Raw genomic sequence first — 21826 nt, forward strand, 5'->3', positions numbered from 1 at the left:
AGATGCCGCCAGCGCACCAACAATCCGTTGACGATTCGCAAGTCCCACTGGAAATCTGCCCCCGTTCTTCCTACGTTCGCTGACAACCCCATCGGCGCCGATCCCGGTTCCGGGCGAAGCGCGCCTTTATGTTGGCGCGATCGCGCACCTTTGGGATTCCTTGAGGGCAACCCGGATGGATGAAGTGATCAAGGCGAAGCGCCAACAGCAGAACGCAGGCTCCAGCCGGCACGCAATTACGATCCGCGGCGCGCGCGAGCACAACCTCAAGAACGTCGACGTCGAGATTCCCCGCGACAAGCTTGTGGTGTTCACCGGCCTCTCCGGCTCCGGGAAATCCTCGCTCGCCTTCGACACCATCTATGCCGAAGGCCAGCGCCGCTACGTCGAATCGCTGTCGGCCTATGCACGCCAGTTCCTGGAGATGATGCAGAAGCCTGACGTCGACCAGATCGACGGCCTGTCGCCGGCGATCTCGATCGAGCAGAAGACGACCTCGAAGAATCCCCGCTCGACCGTCGGCACCGTCACCGAGATCTACGACTACATGCGCCTCTTGTGGGCGCGCGTCGGCGTGCCCTATTCGCCCGCCACCGGCCTGCCGATCGAGAGCCAGACCGTCTCGCAGATGGTGGACCGCGTGCTGGCGCTGCCGGAAGGCACGCGCCTCTATTTGCTCGCGCCGGTCGTGCGCGGCCGCAAGGGCGAGTACCGCAAGGAGCTCGCCGAATGGCTCAAGAAAGGCTTTCAGCGCGTCAAGATCGACGGCACCTTCCATGAGCTTGCGGAAGCGCCAACGCTGGACAAGAAATTCCCGCACGACATCGACGTCGTCGTCGACCGCATCGTGGTGCGCGCCGATATCGGCCAGCGCCTCGCCGAAAGTTTTGAGACTGCGCTGAAGCTCGCCGAGGGCCTCGCCGTGGTGGAATACGCCGACGCGCCGGCGGCGGCGCCTGCCGAAGAAAAGAAGAAGACCGCAAAAATCCACGACAAGAGCGGCCCCGAGCGCATCCTGTTCTCGGAAAAATTCGCCTGCCCGGTTTCCGGCTTCACCATTCCGGAGATCGAGCCCAGACTGTTCTCGTTCAACAACCCCTACGGCGCCTGCCCCGCCTGCGGCGGCCTTGGTGTCGAGCAGCACGTCGACGAGGACCTCGTTATCCCCGACAAGGAGCTCGCGATTGGCAAGGGCGCGATCGCGCCCTGGGCCAAGTCGTCGTCGCCCTACTACGTGCAGACGCTGACCGCGCTCGGCAAACACTACAAGTTCACGCTGACCGCCAAATGGAAGGATCTGCCGAAGAAGACGAAAGACGCGATCCTCCATGGCTCCGGCGAGGACGAGATCAAGTTCTCCTACGAGGACGGCGTCCGCTCCTACGACACCAAAAAACCGTTCGAAGGCGTCATCACCAACATCAACCGCCGCTATCGCGAAACGGAAAGCGAGTGGGCGCGCGAGGAACTGTCAAAGTATTTCCACGACGTGCCCTGCGGAGGCTGTAACGGTTTCCGGCTCAAGCCCGAGGCGCTCTGCGTCAAGATCGGCAGCAAGCATATCGGCGAGATCTCGGAGATGTCGGTGAGGGGTGCCGGCGAATGGTTCGAGACCGTACCTGATGCGCTGAATGCACAGCAGAACGAGATCGCCGGCCGCATCCTGAAAGAAATCCGCGAGCGCCTGACCTTCCTGCTCGACGTCGGCCTCAATTACCTCACCCTCGCGCGTTCCTCCGGGACGCTTTCCGGCGGCGAGAGCCAGCGCATCCGCCTGGCCTCGCAGATCGGTTCGGGCCTCACGGGCGTGCTCTACGTGCTGGACGAGCCCTCGATCGGCCTGCACCAGCGCGACAATGCGCGCCTGCTCGACACCCTCAAGCGGCTGCGCGACCTCGGCAACACGGTGATCGTTGTCGAGCACGACGAGGACGCCATTCTCCTCGCCGACTACGTGCTCGACATCGGCCCCGGCGCCGGCATGCATGGCGGCCACATCGTCGCCGAGGGCACGCCCGCCGAGATCATGAGCAACCCGAAATCGCTGACCGGAAAATACCTGACCGGCGAGCTCGAGGTCGAGGTGCCCGAGCGGCGTCCGCCGAACCATCGCCGCACCATCAAGGTGGTCAACGCGCGCGGCAATAACCTCAAGAACGTTACCGCGGAAATTCCGCTCGGCCTGTTCACCGCCGTCACCGGTGTCTCCGGCGGCGGCAAGTCGACGCTGCTGATCGACACGCTCTACAAGGCCATCGCGCGCAAGCTGAACAATGCCAGCGAAGGCGCAGCGCCGCACGATCGCATCGAGGGTCTCGAGCATATCGACAAGATCATCGACATCGACCAGTCGCCGATCGGCCGCACCCCGCGTTCCAACCCTGCGACCTATACCGGCGCCTTCACGCCGATCCGCGAATGGTTTGCAGGGCTCCCCGAAGCCAAGGCGCGCGGCTACGAGCCCGGCCGCTTCTCCTTCAACGTCAAGGGCGGCCGCTGCGAGGCCTGCCAGGGCGACGGCGTCATCAAGATCGAGATGCACTTTCTGCCAGACGTCTACGTCACCTGCGACGTCTGCAAGGGCAAGCGTTACAACCGCGAGACGCTCGAAGTGCTGTTCAAGGGCAAGAGCATCGCCGACGTCCTCGACATGACCGTCGAGGAAGCCGCCGACTTCTTCAAGGCGGTGCCGCGCGTGCGCGAGACGTTCCAGACGCTGCACCGCGTCGGCCTCGACTACATCCACGTCGGCCAGCAGGCGACCACCCTGTCGGGCGGCGAAGCGCAACGCGTCAAACTGGCAAAAGAACTGTCAAAACGCGCCACCGGCCGCACGCTCTACATCCTGGACGAGCCGACCACCGGCCTGCACTTCCACGACGTCAAGAAGCTGCTGGAGGTGCTGCACGAGCTGGTCGCCCAGGGCAACACGGTCGTCGTCATCGAGCACAATCTCGAAGTCATCAAGACCGCCGACTGGGTCATCGACCTCGGCCCCGAAGGCGGCGACGGCGGCGGCGAGATCGTGGCGTGGGGCCCGCCGGAAGATATCGCAAAGGCACCGCGGAGCTATACGGGGAAGTTTTTGGCGCCGGTGCTGAAGAAGGCAAGGAAGCCGAAGCGGCGGAGCACGAGCGAGGCGGCGGAGTAACGCGCTGCCGCCACGGTTCTCCGCCACTTTATAGGAGACGAGATCGAAAACGGACCTCATCTATCACGATATAACGCCCGAAGAGTCCCTGCCCGAACTCGGCGATGGCCTCCAGTAGCCGTGCCTTCGCAAGTTCTCGATTTTCCGGATCGATGCGCAGAAGGATCAAGCCCGGAACGGCTTGCCCGCGGCGAAAGACAAGCTCGCCGAAATCCTTGTCAGCGGTGAGGAGAAGACGTCCTTCCCGGGACGCCAGCGCAATAACCGCCACATCGCCCAGGCTGGCAGCAAATTCGGCGATGTAGCGCACATCGTGACCGGCACCGCGAAGCCCCCGCACCAGGGAGGCCGCGACGCACTCGTCCGCGAGCCAAAGCACGATTCAGCGATAAATGATGTCTTCGTCAGCCAAATAGTCGGCCGCGAAGGCCTGCGCTGCCCGAATATCATCTGGAGTAAGCCGCGGGTGCTCCGAGATGATGGCCTCGGCGGTCATACCCGCGCCCAGCTCGCGCAACACCAATTCGACCGGCACACGCGTCCCGCGGATCACGGGCTTGCCGTCCATGATCACCGGGTTGATTTCAATTCGCTCGTGCCGCATGGCTGTCCTCGAACTCTACCCGATAATAGCACGCGATATCGCGTTTGTCAGCGAACTCCAAAACCCTCCCCCATGCCCTACTCCCTTGCCATCTTCGATCTCGACGGCACGCTGGCCGACAGCTTTCCGTGGTTCCTGCGCACCATCAACGATGTCGCCGACCGCTTCGGCTTTCGCCGCGTGCGGGATGAGGACGTCGAGGGGCTGCGGCATGCCTCGACGCGCGAGATCCTCTCTCGCCTCGAAGTGCCGCTGTGGAAGCTGCCGGCGATCGCGCGGCATGCACGGCGGTTGAAGGCGCAAGCCGCGGCGGAGATATCGCTGTTTGCGGGCGTCGAGACGATGCTGCGAACGCTGGCCGGAAGCGGCGTGCAGCTTGCGCTGGTGACATCCGACAGCGAAGCCAATGCGCGCGAGAAGCTTGGGCCGACCGCCGCGCTGTTCGCGCATTTCGACTGCTCGGCGTCGGTGTTCGGCAAGCCCGCGAAATTCCGCCGGGTCATCCGGCGCGCGGGGGTCGCACCGGGCAAGGTCATTGCGATCGGCGACGAGGTCCGCGATATCGAGGCGGCGCGGGCCGTGGGGATTGCCTGCGGCGCGGTGTGCTGGGGCTATGCGGCGCCGGCGGCGTTGCGGGCGCTTGCGCCGGACCTTGTTTTCGAACGCATCGACGACGTTGCGCCGGTGCTGCTGTCGAACGTCAGGGAGCCGACGCCGACCTAGCTGCTGCGCGGCGGCTCGTGCTTCTCCATTGAGAGCGCGATCCGCTCCAGATAGCCGTTCATCCGCCGGTTCTCGGCGAGCTGCTGCTCGTAGAGGTCGATCAGGCTCACGCCCGACTTGCTGCGAGCCTGCATTCCGGCCCGCCGCGAGAACCAGAACCACACCCCGATCAGCACGAGAAACGGCAACCAGGACAGCGCAAGCTCAACCACCCATTTTTCCATCAGACACGTCTCCACTTCCGCCGCTCGCAAGTCGGCGCATGACAACAATCGTGGATAGCATCTGTCGGCTCAGCGCGACATCCGGTTCGATGCGCGGATTGTGATTGGTGCCGTGGCCCCCTACTCCGTCCTGCGCAAGAACGCCCCGAACGCGCGCGGGCCGTCGCCGGTCTTGACCTCGCCGATCTTCTTCAGCTCGGCAGCGTCGATGATATCCAGCGTGTTGCTCTCCCAGCAGGCGACGATGATGCGCTTGCCGTCGGCGGTGGCGGCGATGCCTTCGGGATAGTCGCCGACATTGATGCGCTTGACCGGCTTCAGCGTCGCGAGGTCGAACACGCTGACGGTGCCGCCATATTGGTCGGTGACGAAGCCGCGGCCCAGCGTCAGCGCCACCGCATAGGGACGCATCCCGACCGGCACGCGGGCGATCTCGGTGCCAGCGGCAATGTCGATCACGGAGACGTCGTCGGAGCCGACATTGGCGGTGTAGGCGCGCCTGCCCTCGGCATCGATGGTGACGCCAAACGGACGGGTGCCCACCTTGATGATCGCCTTGCGCTCGCGAGTCACAGTGTCCACCACCGAAACACCGTCATCGTCGCGGTCCGCCGAGAGCAGCAGTCTTCCATCAGGCGTCACCGCAAGCCCCGATGGCGAGGCCCCGACCGCGATGCTGCCTGTGAAGCTGCGCGTGGCTGTATCGATCACCCGCACCGCCGCCGCATACCAGTCCGCGACATAGACCGTCTTGCCATCGGGCGCCACCGCAATGCCGAGCGGCCCGCCGCCGACATCGATCCGCCCCGCGACCTGCCGCGTGGCCGCGTCCACCACCGTCACCGCCTTGGCATCGGGGCTGGTCACATAGGCAAAGCGTCCGTCCGCGCTGACTGCGACGCCGGCCGGCTTGCCGCCGATCGGGATGGTTGCCACGCTACGCGCGGTCGCGAGGTCCACGACCATCAGATTGTCGCTGAGCTGGTTGGTGACGAACGCCTCCTCGGCGCACGCGCTGCCGAAACCGGCAGCGCAAAGGTTGGCAGCGAGCGCCGCCAGGACCAGAGTCCGCACGGTCAGCTTCCGCTCTCGATCTTCTTCTTCAGCGCCTCGAGACCGGTCTTGTAGAGGCCGCTCACCGCAGTCTTGGCGGCCTCGTCGCTCAGCTCCGGCGGCGGATCGTTGTTGGGAAAGCCGCGGTAGAACGCGCCGGCCCATTCCAGCGTCGAGCCCTTGCCGTCAGCACTCGGCGTCACCGTCAGCGTCGAGGAATAGTTGGTGACTGGCAGTACCTTCACGTCCACGGTCGTGATCCGGTAGGAATAGGTCATGGCGGCCGCATCGAATTTGTAGAGCTCCTCGTCGACGGTGGCGCCGCCCGTCAGCGTCAGCTTGCGTGTCGCGCCGATCTCATTGCCCTTGTCGCCCTCGGTCTTGGTCACCGGCGGCAGCCAGCTCATGTCCTGGAAATTGCCGATCGCCGCCCACACCTTGGCTGGCGCTGCGTTGATCTCGATGGATTCCCGCACCTTCTGCCGGGTCGGCCCATGCGCCCAAACCGGGGCAAAAGCCGCCGTCAAAACCGCCGCGCCCGCAGCCGTCAGCGCTGCAGCCACGACCGTGCGCCGTCCAATCGTCACCCTCATCTCGTTTCCTCATGCGTCTCATTGATCGTGCGCGACTTGAGGCGCGCTGGGATCATGGTAGCGCATTTTAGGGCCGAGGGGAGACCCGTTCGTGGCGACGTTGCGGCGGAGGAGCTGACCTCGGTCGTACGAACGGGATCGTCCGTAGATTGAGACTGAGCTGATGCCACATACTCCGTCATTGCGAGCGCAGCAAAGCAACGACGACGGAGAGAGCGAATGTCCGTCACTTCTCTCGATCATTCCGCCAGCGTCGCCTCCACGAACCCGCGCAGATCGTCGACTCCCCGGTGCCATTCTCTCCGACGATGATCGTGATGGCGGCCTCGAAGTTGAGCTCGAAATCATCCGGAAAGATCGGCAGGCAAAACGGATAAGCCTCGCGATCGCGAACTTGCGACGGGGCGAGCCAGACTCGCTTCAGGTAGGGCGGCGCCGGAAGGTTGATCGTTCGACCGCTTCTTCGGCTCGTGCCCAGCTTTCAACTCGCCCCGATCGATCTTTTGACAAGAACATAACAGGAACACAATCTTCACGAAAGCCGCACCTGAGAAACATACAGAAACAAATCGAAACAGACTCAATATGCGTCGCTTGGACGAACACTAAAATCGAAGATTGTGGGCCAGAATCGCCCCAGGAAAACCTAGCTACGAGACCGCTTGCTGACATGAGGTCAGCCCCCACCTCGCGACCCCGGCAATGATTGACGGACGTCCGGGACCGTAAAGCCCGCGAGGAATGCGCGATGGTATCAACGTATTTCGGTTACAACTACATCACGCGCAATCTCCAGCAGTCCCTGACGAAAGTTGAACAGCAACCGGACGTGGCGCGAGAGGCCGCCTATTACAAAGCCAACATCGGCAAGGTGAAGACCGTCGACGATTTTATGAAGGATTATCGACTGTATCACTATGCAACGAAGGCATATGGCCTGGACGACATGGCATACGCCAAGGCTTTCATGAAAAAGGTGCTGGAGAGCGATCTCACCGACCCAAAAAGCTTCGTCAACAAGCTGGTGGATCCGCGTTACCGGGAATTTGCCGCGGCATTTTCCTTCAACGGCAGTGCAACGCCGGTTGCGCAATCAGGGACCCAAACCGATGAGATGATCGGTCTGTACACGGCGACCAAGAAGAGCCAGGTCGATGCAGCAACAGACGACTCGAATTACTACAGCGCCACAATCGGCAATATCAGCAGCGCAGACCAGCTCCTGAACAACGACCGTCTCCGCAACTACGTCTATTCGGCATACGGGATTGATCAAAGCAAGTGGCCGGCTGCTACGATCAGCCAGGTCCTGCGCAGCGATCCATCCGATCCGAACAGCTACGTCAACACCACCTTCACTTCTCAATTGAGCGGCCTCAACGCCCAGCTTGCTCAGGCTCAATCAGATGCCAGCGCCGCAAACCTGAAGATCACCGACTACACCACCCAACTATCGCAGCCGGGCGCCGACGTGCCCCAGTTGAACGTTCAGATCCTGGTCGAAAAGTATCACCTGGAATTATCTACGAAAAGCATCTCCGGTCTCAACGACCAGATAGCGACGATTGGCGGGTTTGTAGGCTTGGCCGGCGCGTTCGAGTTTTCGCCCGATGGATCGCTTCCCGCAGGTGTACCTGCGCAGACTGCCGCAAATGTCGCACTGACGAAAAAGCAGTTCGACGACAGCAAGGCCGCCGTCTATTCGGCGGCAAGCCCGATCTTCGAAGCCGTAGCGATCAACCAATTCAGGACGGACCTCCTCAAGATCAATTCGGTCCAGGCGTTCGTGTCGACACCGGGCGTGTATAATTTCGCGCTGGGCGCCGTCGGCCTCGATCCCGAAAAGGTCTCGCAGGCCACCATCAAGGCCGTCCTCGAAAGCGACCTCAGCGATCCCAAAAGCTACGTGTATACTCTCAAGGACGATCGATACGTTCAGCTCGCCCATGCCTTCAACTTCGATGCAAAGGGCAATCTGACCACCCCCCTGGTGGCGCAGGACTCTGCCGAGGTCCTCCAGATTGCGCAGGCCTACGTCATTCAAGCGGTGAAGAGCGCAAGCACGGCGACCCCTCAGCAGCAGAAGGCAGTACGGGCACAAGCCACGCAGGATGCGACGGATTATCAGGGGGCGATCGCAGGCATTGAGAGTGTTTCCGATCTTCTTGCAAACAGGCCGATGGTCGATTTGATTCTCCTGGCCAAGGGTTTGGACCCCAGGAAGGTCAGCACCGATTTCCTCACGAAGATCTTCGCTTCAGATCTGAACAATCCCAAGAGCTTCGCGAACACGCAGAGCGATCCTCGCTATGCCGAGATCGTCGCGTCGTTCAATTTCGACAGTAAGGGCGACGTCGCGCGTCTTCCGATGATGGGTCCCCAGAAGCGAGATCAATTCCGGGAAACACAATCGAACTATCTCGAGCAAAGCCTTGAGCAGCAGCAGGGGGATACGAATCCCGGCGTGCGCCTGGCGCTATATTTCCAGCGAAAGGCAGGGGACATCACGTCCGCATACGACATCCTTGCCGACAAGGCTCTTTCGGAGGTGTTCAGAACCACTTTCGATCTGCCGGATGCGATGGCGGCGATGCCGATCGATCAACAAGCCAAGTTCGTGGACAGATTCATGAAGATCAAGGACCTGTCCGATCCCGCGAAGGTTGAGAAGCTGTTGAACCGTTTCTCCGCCATGTATGACATCAGAAACAGCCAGAGTACCGGTCAGGGCCAATCGCCCTTGCTCAACCTCTTTCAGGGATCGAGCTCAGGCATAAGTGACGCGACGTACCTGGCCATTGCCAAGCTAGGTGTTCGCTGATGATCGCTCGCAGAAACTAAAGCGCGATGAGATTGGGATGAATCGTCATCGCGCTTTAGGTTGTTGTTTGCGCATGATCTTTTCGGAAAACCGCTTCGCACTTTTCCGGATCATGCTTTAGCCCAACACCTCGAGCACCAGTTCCATGGTCATCAGCACGGGATTGTCGCCACGGATCAGACGGCCCTCGGCAATGCCGCCGGTGTAGTCGATCAGGGCAACCTCGAGCACAGCCTCCAGCGCGCCGGACGAGCCGCCGGGCGCAATCGTGCCGGCTGTTATCGCGAGCTCCGTCGCGAACGGCTCGGTCACGCCGCCATGGGCGAAGCGCGCGCCGATGGTGGAGCCGACGCCGCCGTGAATCTTCGCGCGCGAGATGCCGCGCGTACGGCAGAACTGTTCAAGGCAACCGGCGAAATCCTGATTGGGCCGCAGCCGTAACGCGAAGGCGCGAGTCGTCGTGCGCGCTCCGTTGCTCGCGGCCGCGACCGGGCCGAACAGCTTGAAGTTGGTCTCGGGATCAGGATCAGCCGTGAACATTGCACCATCGATCCCGAAGGCCTCCACAGCAAAAGGTTCGGCGACAACAGTCTCGTCCGGCATCATGTGGCCGCCGCTCGTCTTGTCGTCCGCCTCGGTCCAAAGCCCATGGCAATGAAAGAACGGCGCACCGTCGCGCATGCCGAGCGTCATGCTTCCGAGCCTCGTGCGCGTTACACCCATGGGCCGATAAGTATCGCTGTAGAACGCCGCATTCTGGCCGGTCTTCGACAGCGCCGGCATGACATAGGCAAACGGCCCAAGCGTACCGTGGCCGAAACTCAGCACGCCACTCGCAAAACCTTCCGCGGCAAAACCGCGGCGTACGGCTTCGAGCAGCGGCAGACCTGCTTGGAGCGTGAAAGAGAAGGCGCGTCCCCTCGCCTCCACCCATTGGATGCGTTCGGCGACGGGCGCGCCCGGCTGCTTGATATTCCGCATCACGTCCGCTCAGCCCGTCTTGGTCTTGTCGAGATCGAGCAGCCCGCGCGCCTCGAGCTCGTCACGCACCATGCGTTTCGGCACCTTGCCATAGCCGGATTTCGGCAGCGCTTCCCAGAAGAAGAACCGTTTCGGCATCTTGTAGCGCGGCACCTTCGGCAACAGGAACGCCGCCATCTCGGCCTCACTCACCGGTGTCTCGCCGTCGCGCGCGACGCAGACGGCGATTCCGACCTCGCCCCAGGTCGCATCGGGCACGCCGAGCACGGCGACCTCGCCGATCGCGGGATGCGTCAAAATCTTCTCCTCGATCTCGCGCGGATAGATGTTGGAGCCGCCGGAGATGTACATGTCGGAGGCGCGGCCCGTGATGTAGACAAACCCCTCCTCGTCCATATGGCCGAGATCGCCGGTGCGGAACCAGCCGTTGCGGAATGCCTTGGCGTTGGCTTCAGGGTTGTCGTAGTAGCCGGCAAGCACCGCAGGGCCGATCACGCAGATCTCGCCGCTCTGGTTCGCCTTGAGCTCGCGGCCCTCGTCGTCCTGGATCGAGACCTGCATCCCGGTGCGCTCGAAGCCGCAGGTGCCGATCTTGGCATGCGGGCCGTCCTCGGGATCGTGCAGCGCCGCCGGCAGCACCGTGATGTTGCCGGTGACCTCGCCCAATCCAAAGTACTGCACGATGACCTTGCCGAGCTTCTTCAGCGCGGTCTTCTGATCCTCGCGATACATCGGCGCGCCCGCATAGATCACGTGACGCAGCGAGGAATGATCGTATTTGTCGACCGCGGGGTGCTCGACCATCATCTTCAAAATCGTCGGCACCGTGAAGAGATTGCTGACCCGATGCGCCTCGATCAGGCGGAACGCCTCGCTAATGTCGAATTTCTCGCTCGGCAGCAGCACGGTGCACACGCCGCGCGCGGTCTGCACCAACTGATGCACGCCGGCGCCATGCGACAGCGGCGCCACCACCAGCGAGGCATCCGCTTCGGTCACGCCGGGGGTGAGATCGGCAAGATGATTGGTGACGACAAAGCCCATCTGGCCGTGGGTCAGCACCGCGGCCTTGGAACGGCCCGTGGTCCCGGAGGTGAAGAAGAACCAGCAGGGATCGTCGTGCTCCACGGCAACATTCTCGACCACGCGGCCTGCCTGCGACGCGATAGCGTCCGCCACCGAGCGCTCGCCGAACGCGGCCTCGCCGTCGAGGCTCCAGGTGAATTCCAGCGCGCCGCCGCTCACGGCCGCTGCATGCTCGGGAAAATCGACGTGGCACAGAAACGCCTTCGCGCCCGAGGCCTCGGCGAGATAGGTGACCTCATCGGGCATCAGGCGGAAATTGGTGGGGACCCAGACCGCGCCGAGCCGGAACGCGGCGAACATCGAGAAGAACATCTCGTCGCCATTCTTGGAATGGACGAGGATGCGGTCCCCCCTCGCGATGCCGCGTGCGGCGAGCGCCGCGGCCAGCGCCGAAACCTGCGCATCGATCTGGTGCCACGTCCAGGATCTGTCACCCCAGACGAAACCGGGACGCGCGCCATGCCGCCGCGCATTCTGGGTCAGCATGTGAGCGAGATTCATGACGCGGCGGGACATGCGCAGTGGCTGCATGGGGCTTCCTCTTCGGGTGCGGATGGCGCACGAGCCACCCGCTCATTGCAGCCCATTTATCGCGATCGCCTGCGGCATCGCAAGGCCGGTGGCGAGAGCGGAACCATCCGCTCGTTCAAGGAATCTTAAACATGATCGGCGCAACCTTCATCAGTTCTCGCGTACAGAGTGCCGCATCATGGTCAAAGCGCCCGCCTTCCTCCTGTTGTCGCTGGCGCTCGGTGGATGTGCCGTGGCCCCGCAAGCGCATCTCGCCTCCGATCCCGCCTTCAAGCCTGCGCGCTATGCCTGGGACGGCGCCGGCGAGAATCCCAATCAACCGCGTTCCGGGCCCTCGCGTGCAATGCGCGCCGCAGCTGGCTCCGAGCGCAACAGGTCGCAAGCCGGACTTGCGCCCTATTCGAAGGAATGGTGGCAAGCGCAGGACGGCATCGAGGCCGAGCGGGACGCCAAGGTCAACCGCTCCCTCGTCATCTGCCAAGGCTGCCTCCACCCGCAGCCGCAGGTGGAAGATTCCAGGCTCGCCAAAGCGACCGATTGAACCGGACGGCCTGCACATCGGTCTACAGAGATACGCGCTGACGCCGGCCGCTCGGGCCTTGCGTCGCACGCCGTCATCTCAGGGACAATCCATGCTCACCCGTCGCACCTTCGTCGCCGCCTCTCTGCTTGCCACGGCCTCCCCGGCATTCGCCGTGATGCCCGCCGCGAGCGATCCCGTCACCATCCTGACCGCGATCTACACCCGCGCGGCCAAGGGCAAAGGCGATGGCGGCGGCGCCTTCGTCATCGAGACCAAGGCGGCCAAGGCGCAATATCTCTCCAAGGCACTGAACGGGCTGTGGGCCAAGGCGGACGCGCATACGCCGAAGGGCGACGTCGGGCCGATCGATTTTGATCCGGTCACCAATTCGCAGGAACCGGACGTCAAATCGTTCAAGGTTGACGCGGAGAAGATGGAGGCCGACAAGGCGATCATCGCGGTGACCATCACCGGCCACCGCAACGACCGCAAACCCGCTGATCAGATCATGCGTTACGACTTCGTGCGCGAAGCCAATGGCTGGCGGATCGACGACATCAAGGGCTCATCCGACGGCGAAGCCTGGTCGATCCGCAAGATGCTGACGGATTCGCTGAAGAGCTGACCGGAGACGACATGAGCGAAATCATCGACAACAGGGCCCATCACCGCTTCGAGCTGGAGGTCGAGGGCCATCTTGCGACCGAGCATTACAAGCTCGACGGCAAATTCATCACGTTCGAACACACCGACGTGCCGAAGGAGCTCGGTGGCAAGGGCGTCGGCGGAAAGCTCGTGCAAGGCGCGCTCGATCAGGTTCGCGCCGCCGGATTGAAGCTGATCCCGGAATGCCCTTTCGTGAAGGCGTGGATCGAGAAGCATCCGGAGTATCAGGATCTGGTGAAGCTCTAACCTCCGTCATTGCGAGGAGCTACAGCGCCCCAAGCCTCTTCAGCTGTTCCTGCGCCGTCTGCAAGCCCGGCTTCAACTCCAAGGCCTTCCTGAAATCGGCAATCGCGCCCTGCTTGTCGCCGAGCCGCAAGCGGGCCTGGCCGCGGTTGCTCCACGAGAACACATCAGACGGATCATATTGCAGCGCCTTGTCGTAGTCGGAAAGGCCGCCCTTGGTGTCGCCCTGGAAGAGCCGGATCATGCCGCGATTGCGCCAGCCGCGCGCGTCGGTCGGCGCGATGCGGATTGCCTCGCCATAATCGGCGGCGGCGCGGTCGAGCTGCTCGCTGTCACGATAAACGTTGCCGCGGTCGATATAGCCAATCAGATCCGGAGCAAGCTTGATCCGCATGCTGTAGTCGGCGAGCGCATGCGCCATGTCGTGCCTGCGGTAAGACATCAGGCCGCGATTGGCGTAGGCCATGGCATAGTTGGGATCGCGCTTGATCGCGGCGTCGAAGTCGGCAAAGGCGCCGTCGAGATCGCTCTTGTTGAAGCGGGACTCGCCGCGATTGTTGTAGGCCAGTGCGAGCGCCGGATCGAGCTCGATGGCCCGGTCGTAGTCGGCGATGGCGCGATCATAGTCGCGCTTGAAGCTGTAGACGCGGCCGCGGTTGTTGTAGGCGCAGGCATAGGCCGGATCGAGCCTGACGGCTTCGTCGAGATCGGATAGCGCGGCGTCGAGCTCGCGCTTCTCGGTGAGGCCATAGCCGCGGTTGCAATAGGCGCCGGCGAGCCTGCGGCCTGTCTCGCTCTTGGTATCGATCACGGTCGAGCAGGCCTTGACCCGCTCGTCCGGCGAGCTGGTCAGTCCAACGCAGGCCTCCCAGGCCGGACCGCCTTCGGCCGCAGCCGGGCTCGTGAAGGCAAGCGCGGCAAGCAACGCCATGAGGCTGAGCGGGACACGCATTTTCCGGATATCTCCCCTGCGGCAACCTCTCTTGGTCGCACCTTGGCAAGCGCCGGTTCAGGCGCCTAGATCAGGAACACGCAGCGCTTCGGAAGGATCTTGCATGGCGGCATCGGTACGCGACAACAAGGACAGGAGCCGCTTCGAGCTCGATGTCGGCAGCGAGCTTGCCTTCGCCAATTACCGGCTGACGCCCTCGGCCGTGATCATCACCCACACCGAGACGCCGCGCGCGCTGCGCGGCCGGGGCATCGCCTCCGAACTGGTCAAGGGTGCGCTGGACTTGATCCGCCGCGACGGCAACAAGGTGATCGCCGGCTGCGGCTTCGTCGTCGACTATCTCGACAAGCATCCGGAGGATGCGGACCTCGTCGCCTGACGCAAAAGGGCCCGCGCAAGCGCGGGCCCTTGGCAACGACCTAGAGGTCGGTCAGTGCTTGATTTCCGGCGGCAGCTTGCCGCCATTGGCGGCGAGCTTGGACATCACCTGCTTGTGCAGCCAGACGTTCATGCTGGCCGAGTCGTTCATGTCGCCGCTGTAGCCGAGCTCCTTGGCGAGGTCCTTGCGCGCGGCAAGGCTGGAGTCGATGTCGAGCGCCTTCATGAGGTCGACGATCGAGGTGCGCCACTCCAGCTTCTCCTTCTGGGCAGCGACCAGCTTGTCGACGATGGCCGCGACGTCCACGGTCGCGGCGGGGGCCGCGCCGGGTGCCGACGACGGCGCGCTCCCTGCGGGCGCGCCGGGCGACGGTGCGCTGCCTGCGGGTGCGGCGGAAGCAGGACTGCTGCCGAAGATCGCGCCCATAATTTTCCCGAAAATGCTCATGTCTGCTCCCCGAAAAGGATCCGTTGGAAGGGCCTTGAGTGGCACTTATAGACGAAGTTTCTGCGTTGCGCCCGCGGAGTTCTGCGAACCCATAACCAGCATCAGCTTATCTGCGGCGAAATGACGGCCGAATGACATATTCGAGGTTGCACCGCGGCATCGAATTTCACCCAAGCGTGAGGGACAGGACTCGGAATTGGGAGTAGCCTCTGCGCTCAACTCGCGAGCCCGTCCGGAATTCGCGTCTGGTTGGAATCGCGAAACTCAGAGAAGAGCGGCCGCTTGCGCCGTTTGCCGGCGCCGGATTCGGCTGCCCGGCAAGGGAGCTAGCGACGATGGCCACACTCTACCAGGGCAATGTCCCCACTGTAGGCCAGCCCATTGATACGGCTGGACCTGTCATCCGCACCATCCAACTGTCCGACCTGCACGACGCGCTCAAGCGCGGCTGGGAGGATTTCAAGGCGGTTCCGAGCCACGCCATTATCCTCTGTGTGATCTATCCCGTGTTGGGCCTCGTGATCGCGCGCATAGCGATGGGCTATTCGGTGCTGCCGTTGCTGTTTCCGCTGGCCGCCGGCTTTGCCCTGATCGGCCCATTTGCGGCACTCGGTCTTTATGAACTCTCCAGCCGGCGCGAACGCTATGAAGAGGCCAGCGCCTGGGATGCCATGGAGGTGCTGCGCTCGCCATCGTTCGGCGCCATGCTCGGCCTCGGCACGCTGCTGCTCGCCCTGTTCGTGACCTGGGTTGCAACTGCGCAGGCGATCTATGTCGCGGCGTTCGGTTATGAGGGGGCGTCCGGGATCTCGGATTTCATGACGCGCGTGCTGACCACCCGGCAGGGCTGGTGGCTGATCGTGGTCGGCTGTGGCACGGGCTTCCTGTTCGCACTTGCCGCGCTCTGCATCAGCGCCGTTTCGTTCCCGTTGATGCTCGACCGACATGCCGGCGCGTTCGAGGCGATGGTGACGTCGCTGCGCGTCGTCGCCAAGAACCCGGTGCCGATGGCGGCCTGGGGCCTGATCGTGGCGGCGCTGCTGGCGCTGGGCACCATCCCGGCCTTCCTCGGCCTCGCCGTCGTCATCCCCCTGCTCGGCCACGCCACCTGGCATCTCTACCGCAAGGTGATCGTCTCCGATCCCGGTGCACGTCCGGTGCCGCCCCCGCCGCATCGCCCGCGCAAGCCGGCCGCCGACTTCCCCGCCAACCTCTTCCCGTGGCGGAATCGGACGGACGCCTGACGAACTCGTGACATGCGATCTTGCCCGGGTACGGCCCCGGGCAGGATTTCGCACTGTCATACGCCTTGCTTTGGCCGCGGTTACAATCAAGATTGCCGCGCCGGCCAGACCACTTCACGGAATCAATTTACTCGAATGACCCCGACGATTTCTCGTCTCGCTCTCGCAGCCCTCGCCCTCTCCGCGTCAATCCTGTCCGCCCAGCCAGCTCTCGCGACTGTTGCCTGTAGCTCGGGCAATTTCGACGCCTGGCTTGCGGACTTCAAAACCGACGCCGCCGCCAAGGGCGTCTCGCAGCAGGCCATTGCATCGGGGCTCGCCGGTGTGACGCTCGACCAGGGCGTGCTCAACCGTGACAAGTCGCAAAAGGTCTTCACCCAGACCTTCGAGGAGTTTTCCGGCCGCATGGTGCCGCCGCGGATGACGCGCGGCTCCAACATGATGAAGCAATACGGCTCGGTGCTGTCGCGCATCGAGCAGACCTATGGCGTGCCCGGCGAGGTGCTGGTCGCAATCTGGGGGCTCGAGACCGATTTCGGCGTCAACACCGGCAAGTTCGCAACCATCCGCTCGCTGGCGACGCTGGCCTATGACTGCCGCCGCTCCGAGCAGTTTCGCGGCGAGCTGATGGATGCGCTGCGCATCGTCCAGCGCGGCGATCTCGCGCCCGCCGACATGAAGGGCGCCTGGGCCGGCGAGCTCGGCCAGACCCAGTTCATGCCCTCGTCCTGGATGAAATATGCCGTCGATTTCGACGGCAACGGCAAGCGCGACCTGCTGCACAATGCGCCCGACGTGCTCGCCTCCACCGCCAATTACCTCGCCGGCTACGGCTGGCAGAAGGGCAAGGACTGGCAGCCTGGCGCTCCGAATTTTGCGGTGATCCAGCAGTGGAACAAGAGCGAGGTCTACTCCAAGACCATCGCCTACTTCGCCACCCAGCTTGCACGCGCCCCTTAAATAGCGTTCGGCAAAACGCGTAGGGCCGATCGCCCGGCGACCGGCCCTCTCTTGGATTGCGTTACCTACCCGTTTACTTGGCCATGGTGGCGTGCATCGCCTTGTTCAGGTGCATGCCGCACACACCCATTTTACCGTTGAGCAGCGAGTCCTGCGCAGCCGTGATCTCCTTTTCGGCGACCCACTTGCTGTCGCCATCGGCCATGGCCTCGATCGCACTCTCCGTCTTCTCCAGATTGGCCCCGCTGCAACCGCCCATGGTGTGCTTGGCAGCCTGGGCCGGCGCGACGGCGAATGCGACGGCGGCAATTGCGATAACCCCGAGTAACTTCGTCATGATGTTACTTTCCTTCTCTTGTTCTTGGACAGCACCAGCGACATTGCCGGAATCTGCGACACGACTTTGCTGCCGACGCGGCAACTTGCCGCAATAAATTCCCCGCGAGAATTGCGTGATGTTGCGCACGGCGCAGAGCCGCATGCGAAATTTCTGATTTTCATTACAACTTTGTAATCATGCTTTGCACGTTCGGCGTGCGTGCAGCGCACCAACGATTCATGCCGGTCGATCTGGGGCGAGACCACGCGCGCAATGAGCCTCGCGATCCGCGTATGGCCAGCGCCCGCGCGACGGCGCACATGCGCCTCCGTGGGTAGACCGGCATATCCGGCTTTCGCCCGGCCACCACGATGGATCCCGCCAGCGCCAGCTCGGCGAATCGCGGTCGGCACCTTTTCCCTCGCGAGTCGGAACCGATCTCATATTATGAATAATTACTCACTCTTACAAATGACGGCTCATGCGATTCGCGCATGCGAGACTTGGGCTTACAAGCTGCTACATCGCCTTGCGGGTCACGAGAACGTAACCTATTTCCACCCTCATCGGAACCGCACGCATTGCCATAAACCCGTGATTTCACGGCCTTTTATTGCAATACGCGGGGGCTTCCGCCCAGCTGTTGGGCAGGACTGCCAACAGGTTAATCGGTCCTTACCGATGCCATGCGTTGACCGCTTAGCTGCATCGCAACATCGGAACTTTCGCACTGCACCACTCTCATCTATATTCATTTCAACGATGAGGCCCGGGCAAGGGTTGAATCGAACTACAGGAGACTACCAATGCTGCTCTCGCTTATCCGTATGGTTCAGGCTTTCCGCGACTATCAGCGCAATGTTGCCGAGCTGTCCCAGCTCAGCGATCGCGAACTGGCCGACATCGGCCTCGATCGCTCGGACATCCCGCGCGTTGCCGCCGGTCAGTATCAGGGCTGATATCGTTCAGTCCTTAACCGGTCGAACCGATGACGCCCGCCTCGTGCGGGCGCTGTCGTTTTCAGCGGCAGAAAACTCGATCTCGGCGATTTCACTGGCCGCCGAAAAGCGCTACCTGTCCGCCCCATGACAGGACTCCAATCTAATACCGTGCACGTCATCGGCGCCGGCCTTGCCGGTTCCGAAGCCGCCTGGCAGGTGGCGAAAGCCGGCGTACCCGTGGTGCTGCACGAGATGCGGCCGGACCGCATGACCGAGGCGCACCGCACCGACGGGCTCGCCGAGCTAGTCTGCTCCAATTCGTTCCGTTCGGACGACGCCGCCAACAACGCCGTCGGCCTGCTCCATGCGGAGATGCGCCGGCTCGGCTCGCTCATCATGCGCGCGGCCGATGCCAACCAGGTGCCCGCAGGTGGCGCACTGGCGGTCGACCGCGACGGCTTCTCGGCGGCCGTCACCAAGGCGCTGCACGACCATCCCCTCATCGAGATCGCCCGCGGCGAGATCGCAGGCCTGCCGCCGGCCGACTGGGGCAACGTCATCGTTGCCACCGGCCCCCTCACCTCCGCGCCGCTGGCCGACGCCATCCGCGAGCTGACCGACGAGAACGCGCTCGCCTTCTTCGACGCGATCGCGCCGATCGTGCACCGCGAGTCCATCGACCTGTCGGTGGCGTGGTTCCAGTCGCGCTACGACAAGGTCGGCCCGGGCGGCACCGGCGCCGACTACATCAACTGCCCCATGAACAAGGAGCAGTATGAAGGCTTCGTCGCCGCGCTGATGTCAGGCGAGAAGACCGAATTCAAGGAGTGGGAGACCAACACGCCCTATTTCGACGGCTGCCTGCCGATCGAGGTGATGGCGGAGCGCGGCCCTGAGACGCTGCGTCACGGTCCGATGAAGCCGGTCGGCCTCACCAATCCGCACGATCCCACGACGAAGGCCTACGCGATCGTGCAGCTGCGCCAGGACAACAAGCTCGGCACGCTCTACAACATCGTCGGCTTCCAGACGAAGCTGAAATACGGCGAGCAGCAGCGCATTTTCCGCACCATTCCCGGCTTGCAGAACGCCGAATTCGCCCGCCTCGGCGGCCTGCATCGCAACACCTTCCTCAACTCGCCAAAGCTGCTCGATAGCCAGCTGCGCCTGCGCGCCCAGCCGCGGCTGCGCTTCGCCGGCCAGATGACGGGCTGCGAGGGCTATGTGGAGTCCGCGAGCGTCGGCCTGATCGCCGGCCTCTATGCCGCAGCCGACGTGCGCGGCGAAACGCTGGCGTGTCCTCCGGGCACGACAGCGCTCGGGTCGCTGCTCGGCCACATCACCGGCGGCCATATCGAGATCATCGAGCCGGGCACGCGCTCGTTCCAGCCGATGAACATCAATTTCGGCCTGTTCCCGCCGCTCGCAAGCGCCCCGACCAAGAAGCCGGACGGCACGCGCCTGCGCGGCAACGAGAAGACGGTGGCCAAGAAGCAGGCGATGAGCGCGCTGGCGTTGGCCGATCTCGATCGCTGGATCGCCGATCATTTGCGCATTGCCGCCGCCGCGTGAGTTTTCGATGAACCTTCCCAAAGACGACGCCGCAACCCTGTCGGCGCGCTGGACCGAGGGCGTGCTGCTCAAGCGCGACGTGTTCTCGACCGTCGAGCGCGGCCGCTTCCGCGGCGATGGCGGCGAGGTCGACGCCGTGCTGCGCCGGCTCGATGAAGTGCCGTGGTGGTCATTCCTGCTGGCGCGCCATCTGTTCGCGCGCGAGAAGCACGCGCTCGTGCTCGCCAAAGGCCTGAACGTCGGCCCCGAGCTGCTGTGGGCTGGCCGTCGCGCGCTGGCGCGCGGCTTCGTCGACGGCGTCGCGCTGCATCTGGCAAAACCGCATGGCGACCTCGCCTATTTCCGCTCGGCCAAGGTGGCGCTGCGCCGGTTGCGCCGCGCCGGCATCTGCCACAACGATCTTGCCAAGGAGCAGAACTGGCTGTTCGGCCGCGACGGCCTCGCCTATGTGACCGACTTCCAGCTTGCGGCCTGCTTCAAGCGCCGCGGCCGGCTCTATCGCATCCTCGCCTATGAAGACCTCCGGCATCTGCTCAAGCACAAGCGCTCCTATGCGCCGGAGGCGCTGACGCCCCGTGAGCGAAAAATCCTGGCCAAAAAGTCCTTCGCCGCGAGCCTGTGGCTTGCGACCGGCAAGAAGGTCTATCGCGCGATCACGCGCGGCCTGTTCAACTTCACCGACCGCGAGGGCGGTGGCCGCCGGCTGGTCAACGATGCGCCGGTACTGGCGGAACTGATCCGCAAGAACCCGGCCGTGCGCGACACCGCCATCGTCGCGTTTGCCGACCGCCGCTCCGGCGTCGGGCTCTACGCCTTCGTCGAGGCGGATCAGGCCACGCTCGAAGGCCAGCTCCGCAACGAGCTGACCGCTGCGAAAGGTCCAAAACCGCCGGAACACATCCAGGTCGTGCATGCGCTGCCGCGTGACACCAGCGGCAAGCCGCGCACCGAGATCCTCCAGCTGGTTGCCATGAACCAGCTCGACCTGATCGAGCCGATGATGAAGAGCGACCAGGACCGCGCCTTCCTCAAGGACATCCTGGAGCAGCGCAAGAACCTGCGCGACCGCTTCAATTTCGAGGCGGACCTGCCGGCGAGCTGACGGGCCACGCCTTGAAGCGTCCACATTGGCGATGGAGAAGCGGTCGCACAAACGCGGGCTGGCGGGATGATGGGCACTCGGGGGACGATAACGCATCGTGTGGCTGGCGGCCTGATCGCCGGCCTTCTGATGCTGGCCGCCGCGCCCGCCAGGGCAGAATCCCCGGCCGAGCAGATCTCCAGCTTCCGCCTCAAGCACGGTGAAGTCCGCGTCGTCCGCGATTCAACCCTCGACCGCATCGCCATGGACCAGGCGAAGGCGATGGCGACGAAGGATGATCTCAGCCACGACGCGCTCGGTCCGTTCAATCGCCGCGTCGCACCGGCCGGCGCCGGCCGCGCCGCCGAGAACATCGCCTATGGCTACGATAATTTCGAGAAGACGCTGGGTCAGTGGATCGCCTCGTCCGGGCACCGCAAGAACCTGCTGCTGCACAACGCCTCCCGCGTCGGCATCGCCAGCGCCAAAAATGCCAGCGGCAAGCGCACCTATTGGGCCATGGTGATTGCCGGCGACTACGAGCCCAAAGGCAAGGACAAGGGCAAAGGCAAGAAGGACGGGGAGCCGCTGGTCGCCGTGAAGCGCGAGGCCGCGCCCACCAGCAAGCCCAAATCCAGCGGCTGCCACATCAAGCTGCTCGGTCTCTGCATCTGATTGCTGCCGGACATCTTGTTCGCATTCCTCAACGCGTCTAATTCATGCGCAGAGATC

At 63.4% G+C, this 21826-nt stretch carries 23 protein-coding genes and 1 pseudogene; 13 read left to right on the forward strand and 11 right to left on the reverse strand.

The genetic code is table 11. The annotated features are described in order from the left end of the window. Positions 1–175 precede the first annotated feature (175 nt). The gene (gene uvrA, locus BMW89_RS19640) at positions 176–3151 is read left to right on the forward strand and encodes an excinuclease ABC subunit UvrA (RefSeq protein ID WP_092028648.1); all 2976 of its coding nucleotides are present in this window, start codon (positions 176–178) and stop codon (positions 3149–3151) included. A gap of 28 nt (positions 3152–3179) precedes the next feature. Here the strand turns inward: uvrA and BMW89_RS19645 are convergent, their stop codons facing one another. Further along, complete coding sequence (locus tag BMW89_RS19645; RefSeq protein WP_092028649.1) at positions 3180–3530, reverse strand: DUF5615 family PIN-like protein; 351 nt, start codon at positions 3528–3530, stop codon at positions 3180–3182. Positions 3531–3533: 3 nt separating this feature from the next. Continuing rightward, the gene (locus BMW89_RS19650; RefSeq protein ID WP_092028650.1) at positions 3534–3755 is read right to left on the reverse strand and encodes a DUF433 domain-containing protein; all 222 of its coding nucleotides are present in this window, start codon (positions 3753–3755) and stop codon (positions 3534–3536) included. Positions 3756–3827: 72 nt separating this feature from the next. Here BMW89_RS19650 and BMW89_RS19655 point away from each other — a divergent pair, with 72 nt between their 5' ends. After that, positions 3828–4478, forward strand: a complete 651-nt coding sequence (locus BMW89_RS19655) for an HAD-IA family hydrolase (RefSeq protein WP_092028651.1) — start codon at positions 3828–3830, stop codon at positions 4476–4478. On the opposite strand, the gene BMW89_RS19660 is transcribed toward BMW89_RS19655, so the two are convergent. The 4 genes and pseudogenes from BMW89_RS19660 to BMW89_RS38425 form a co-directional block, all read right to left on the reverse strand. Continuing rightward, positions 4475–4702, reverse strand: a complete 228-nt coding sequence (locus BMW89_RS19660) for a hypothetical protein (RefSeq protein ID WP_092028652.1) — start codon at positions 4700–4702, stop codon at positions 4475–4477. The genes BMW89_RS19655 and BMW89_RS19660 overlap by 4 nt on opposite strands. Positions 4703–4822: 120 nt before the next feature. After that, a complete protein-coding gene (locus BMW89_RS19665) occupies positions 4823–5776 on the reverse strand; it encodes a YVTN family beta-propeller repeat protein (RefSeq protein ID WP_092028653.1) in 954 nt (317 codons plus the stop codon). Positions 5777–5778: 2 nt separating this feature from the next. Continuing rightward, positions 5779–6348 (reverse strand): SRPBCC family protein, encoded by a 570-nt coding sequence (locus BMW89_RS19670; RefSeq protein ID WP_092028654.1) that lies wholly within the window; start codon positions 6346–6348, stop codon positions 5779–5781. A gap of 265 nt (positions 6349–6613) precedes the next feature. Further along, positions 6614–6826 (reverse strand): annotated as a pseudogene (locus BMW89_RS38425) (AAA family ATPase); the annotation flags it as partial. Positions 6827–7096: 270 nt separating this feature from the next. Between BMW89_RS38425 and BMW89_RS19680 the strand changes: the two are divergent. Further along, positions 7097–9169 (forward strand): DUF1217 domain-containing protein, encoded by a 2073-nt coding sequence (locus BMW89_RS19680; protein WP_092028655.1) that lies wholly within the window; start codon positions 7097–7099, stop codon positions 9167–9169. 117 nt (positions 9170–9286) lie between these two features. Here BMW89_RS19680 and BMW89_RS19685 read toward each other — a convergent pair whose 3' ends face one another. Continuing rightward, positions 9287–10150, reverse strand: coding sequence for a PCC domain-containing protein (locus BMW89_RS19685; RefSeq protein WP_092028656.1), 864 nt, complete (start codon positions 10148–10150; stop codon positions 9287–9289). A gap of 9 nt (positions 10151–10159) precedes the next feature. Further along, on the reverse strand, positions 10160–11767 hold the full coding sequence (locus BMW89_RS19690) for an acyl-CoA synthetase (protein ID WP_092028657.1): 1608 nt from the start codon (positions 11765–11767) through the stop codon (positions 10160–10162). Positions 11768–11945: 178 nt separating this feature from the next. Here BMW89_RS19690 and BMW89_RS19695 point away from each other — a divergent pair, with 178 nt between their 5' ends. From BMW89_RS19695 to BMW89_RS19705, 3 genes are all read left to right on the forward strand, one after another. After that, entirely contained in the window at positions 11946–12308 is a 363-nt protein-coding gene (locus tag BMW89_RS19695; RefSeq protein WP_092028658.1) for a hypothetical protein, read from the forward strand. A 91-nt stretch (positions 12309–12399) separates the two neighbouring features. Beyond that, on the forward strand, positions 12400–12915 hold the full coding sequence (locus BMW89_RS19700; RefSeq protein WP_092028659.1) for a DUF3828 domain-containing protein: 516 nt from the start codon (positions 12400–12402) through the stop codon (positions 12913–12915). A gap of 11 nt (positions 12916–12926) precedes the next feature. Then, a complete protein-coding gene (locus BMW89_RS19705) occupies positions 12927–13202 on the forward strand; it encodes a GNAT family N-acetyltransferase (protein ID WP_092028660.1) in 276 nt (91 codons plus the stop codon). Between the two features lie 19 nt (positions 13203–13221). Here BMW89_RS19705 and BMW89_RS19710 read toward each other — a convergent pair whose 3' ends face one another. Then, positions 13222–14151, reverse strand: a complete 930-nt coding sequence (locus BMW89_RS19710) for a tetratricopeptide repeat protein (RefSeq protein ID WP_092028661.1) — start codon at positions 14149–14151, stop codon at positions 13222–13224. Positions 14152–14254: 103 nt separating this feature from the next. Here BMW89_RS19710 and BMW89_RS19715 point away from each other — a divergent pair, with 103 nt between their 5' ends. Beyond that, complete coding sequence (locus BMW89_RS19715) at positions 14255–14530, forward strand: GNAT family N-acetyltransferase (RefSeq protein ID WP_092028662.1); 276 nt, start codon at positions 14255–14257, stop codon at positions 14528–14530. A 51-nt stretch (positions 14531–14581) separates the two neighbouring features. Here the strand turns inward: BMW89_RS19715 and BMW89_RS19720 are convergent, their stop codons facing one another. Next, positions 14582–14977: a DUF3597 domain-containing protein gene (locus BMW89_RS19720; RefSeq protein WP_177196177.1), complete on the reverse strand. Its 396-nt coding sequence runs from the start codon at positions 14975–14977 to the stop codon at positions 14582–14584. A gap of 335 nt (positions 14978–15312) precedes the next feature. Here BMW89_RS19720 and BMW89_RS19725 point away from each other — a divergent pair, with 335 nt between their 5' ends. Together BMW89_RS19725 and BMW89_RS19730 are read left to right on the forward strand one after the other, a co-directional pair. Further along, entirely contained in the window at positions 15313–16221 is a 909-nt protein-coding gene (locus BMW89_RS19725) for a DUF2189 domain-containing protein (protein WP_092028664.1), read from the forward strand. Between the two features lie 135 nt (positions 16222–16356). Then, entirely contained in the window at positions 16357–17181 is an 825-nt protein-coding gene (locus BMW89_RS19730; RefSeq protein WP_092028665.1) for a lytic murein transglycosylase, read from the forward strand. A gap of 73 nt (positions 17182–17254) precedes the next feature. Here BMW89_RS19730 and BMW89_RS38430 read toward each other — a convergent pair whose 3' ends face one another. Then, entirely contained in the window at positions 17255–17662 is a 408-nt protein-coding gene (locus tag BMW89_RS38430) for a hypothetical protein (RefSeq protein WP_244547634.1), read from the reverse strand. A 644-nt stretch (positions 17663–18306) separates the two neighbouring features. Here BMW89_RS38430 and BMW89_RS19740 point away from each other — a divergent pair. The 4 genes from BMW89_RS19740 to BMW89_RS19755 all read left to right on the forward strand — a co-directional run bounded on the left by BMW89_RS19740 (position 18307) and on the right by BMW89_RS19755 (position 21769). Continuing rightward, positions 18307–18459, forward strand: a complete 153-nt coding sequence (locus tag BMW89_RS19740) for a DUF1127 domain-containing protein (protein ID WP_092028666.1) — start codon at positions 18307–18309, stop codon at positions 18457–18459. Between the two features lie 126 nt (positions 18460–18585). After that, on the forward strand, positions 18586–20013 hold the full coding sequence (trmFO, locus tag BMW89_RS19745; protein ID WP_092028667.1) for a methylenetetrahydrofolate--tRNA-(uracil(54)-C(5))-methyltransferase (FADH(2)-oxidizing) TrmFO: 1428 nt from the start codon (positions 18586–18588) through the stop codon (positions 20011–20013). 7 nt (positions 20014–20020) lie between these two features. Continuing rightward, on the forward strand, positions 20021–21115 hold the full coding sequence (locus tag BMW89_RS19750; protein ID WP_177196178.1) for a serine/threonine protein kinase: 1095 nt from the start codon (positions 20021–20023) through the stop codon (positions 21113–21115). 69 nt (positions 21116–21184) lie between these two features. After that, on the forward strand, positions 21185–21769 hold the full coding sequence (locus BMW89_RS19755; protein WP_092028919.1) for a CAP domain-containing protein: 585 nt from the start codon (positions 21185–21187) through the stop codon (positions 21767–21769). Positions 21770–21826: the final 57 nt, after the last annotated feature.

The sequence above is a fragment of the Bradyrhizobium sp. OK095 genome (assembly GCF_900109945.1).
Classification (GTDB): Bacteria; Pseudomonadota; Alphaproteobacteria; order Rhizobiales; family Xanthobacteraceae; genus Bradyrhizobium.

Bases quoted from the DNA above. Each gene is read 5' to 3' on its own strand.
- uvrA (WP_092028648.1), top strand. From the start codon at position 176: ATGGATGAAGTGATCAAGGCGAAGCGCCAACAGCAGAACGCAGGCTCC.
- BMW89_RS19650 (WP_092028650.1), bottom strand. From the start codon at position 3,755: ATGCGGCACGAGCGAATTGAAATCAACCCGGTGATCATGGACGGCAAG.
- BMW89_RS19655 (WP_092028651.1), top strand. From the start codon at position 3,828: ATGCCCTACTCCCTTGCCATCTTCGATCTCGACGGCACGCTGGCCGAC.
- BMW89_RS19660 (WP_092028652.1), bottom strand. From the start codon at position 4,702: ATGGAAAAATGGGTGGTTGAGCTTGCGCTGTCCTGGTTGCCGTTTCTC.
- BMW89_RS19670 (WP_092028654.1), bottom strand. From the start codon at position 6,348: ATGAGGGTGACGATTGGACGGCGCACGGTCGTGGCTGCAGCGCTGACG.
- BMW89_RS19680 (WP_092028655.1), top strand. From the start codon at position 7,097: ATGGTATCAACGTATTTCGGTTACAACTACATCACGCGCAATCTCCAG.
- BMW89_RS19685 (WP_092028656.1), bottom strand. From the start codon at position 10,150: ATGCGGAATATCAAGCAGCCGGGCGCGCCCGTCGCCGAACGCATCCAA.
- BMW89_RS19690 (WP_092028657.1), bottom strand. From the start codon at position 11,767: ATGCAGCCACTGCGCATGTCCCGCCGCGTCATGAATCTCGCTCACATG.
- BMW89_RS19695 (WP_092028658.1), top strand. From the start codon at position 11,946: ATGGTCAAAGCGCCCGCCTTCCTCCTGTTGTCGCTGGCGCTCGGTGGA.
- BMW89_RS19700 (WP_092028659.1), top strand. From the start codon at position 12,400: ATGCTCACCCGTCGCACCTTCGTCGCCGCCTCTCTGCTTGCCACGGCC.
- BMW89_RS19705 (WP_092028660.1), top strand. From the start codon at position 12,927: ATGAGCGAAATCATCGACAACAGGGCCCATCACCGCTTCGAGCTGGAG.
- BMW89_RS19710 (WP_092028661.1), bottom strand. From the start codon at position 14,151: ATGCGTGTCCCGCTCAGCCTCATGGCGTTGCTTGCCGCGCTTGCCTTC.
- BMW89_RS19715 (WP_092028662.1), top strand. From the start codon at position 14,255: ATGGCGGCATCGGTACGCGACAACAAGGACAGGAGCCGCTTCGAGCTC.
- BMW89_RS19720 (WP_177196177.1), bottom strand. From the start codon at position 14,977: ATGAGCATTTTCGGGAAAATTATGGGCGCGATCTTCGGCAGCAGTCCT.
- BMW89_RS19725 (WP_092028664.1), top strand. From the start codon at position 15,313: ATGGCCACACTCTACCAGGGCAATGTCCCCACTGTAGGCCAGCCCATT.
- BMW89_RS19730 (WP_092028665.1), top strand. From the start codon at position 16,357: ATGACCCCGACGATTTCTCGTCTCGCTCTCGCAGCCCTCGCCCTCTCC.
- BMW89_RS38430 (WP_244547634.1), bottom strand. From the start codon at position 17,662: ATGCGGCTCTGCGCCGTGCGCAACATCACGCAATTCTCGCGGGGAATT.
- BMW89_RS19740 (WP_092028666.1), top strand. From the start codon at position 18,307: ATGCTGCTCTCGCTTATCCGTATGGTTCAGGCTTTCCGCGACTATCAG.
- trmFO (WP_092028667.1), top strand. From the start codon at position 18,586: ATGACAGGACTCCAATCTAATACCGTGCACGTCATCGGCGCCGGCCTT.
- BMW89_RS19750 (WP_177196178.1), top strand. From the start codon at position 20,021: ATGAACCTTCCCAAAGACGACGCCGCAACCCTGTCGGCGCGCTGGACC.
- BMW89_RS19755 (WP_092028919.1), top strand. From the start codon at position 21,185: ATGGGCACTCGGGGGACGATAACGCATCGTGTGGCTGGCGGCCTGATC.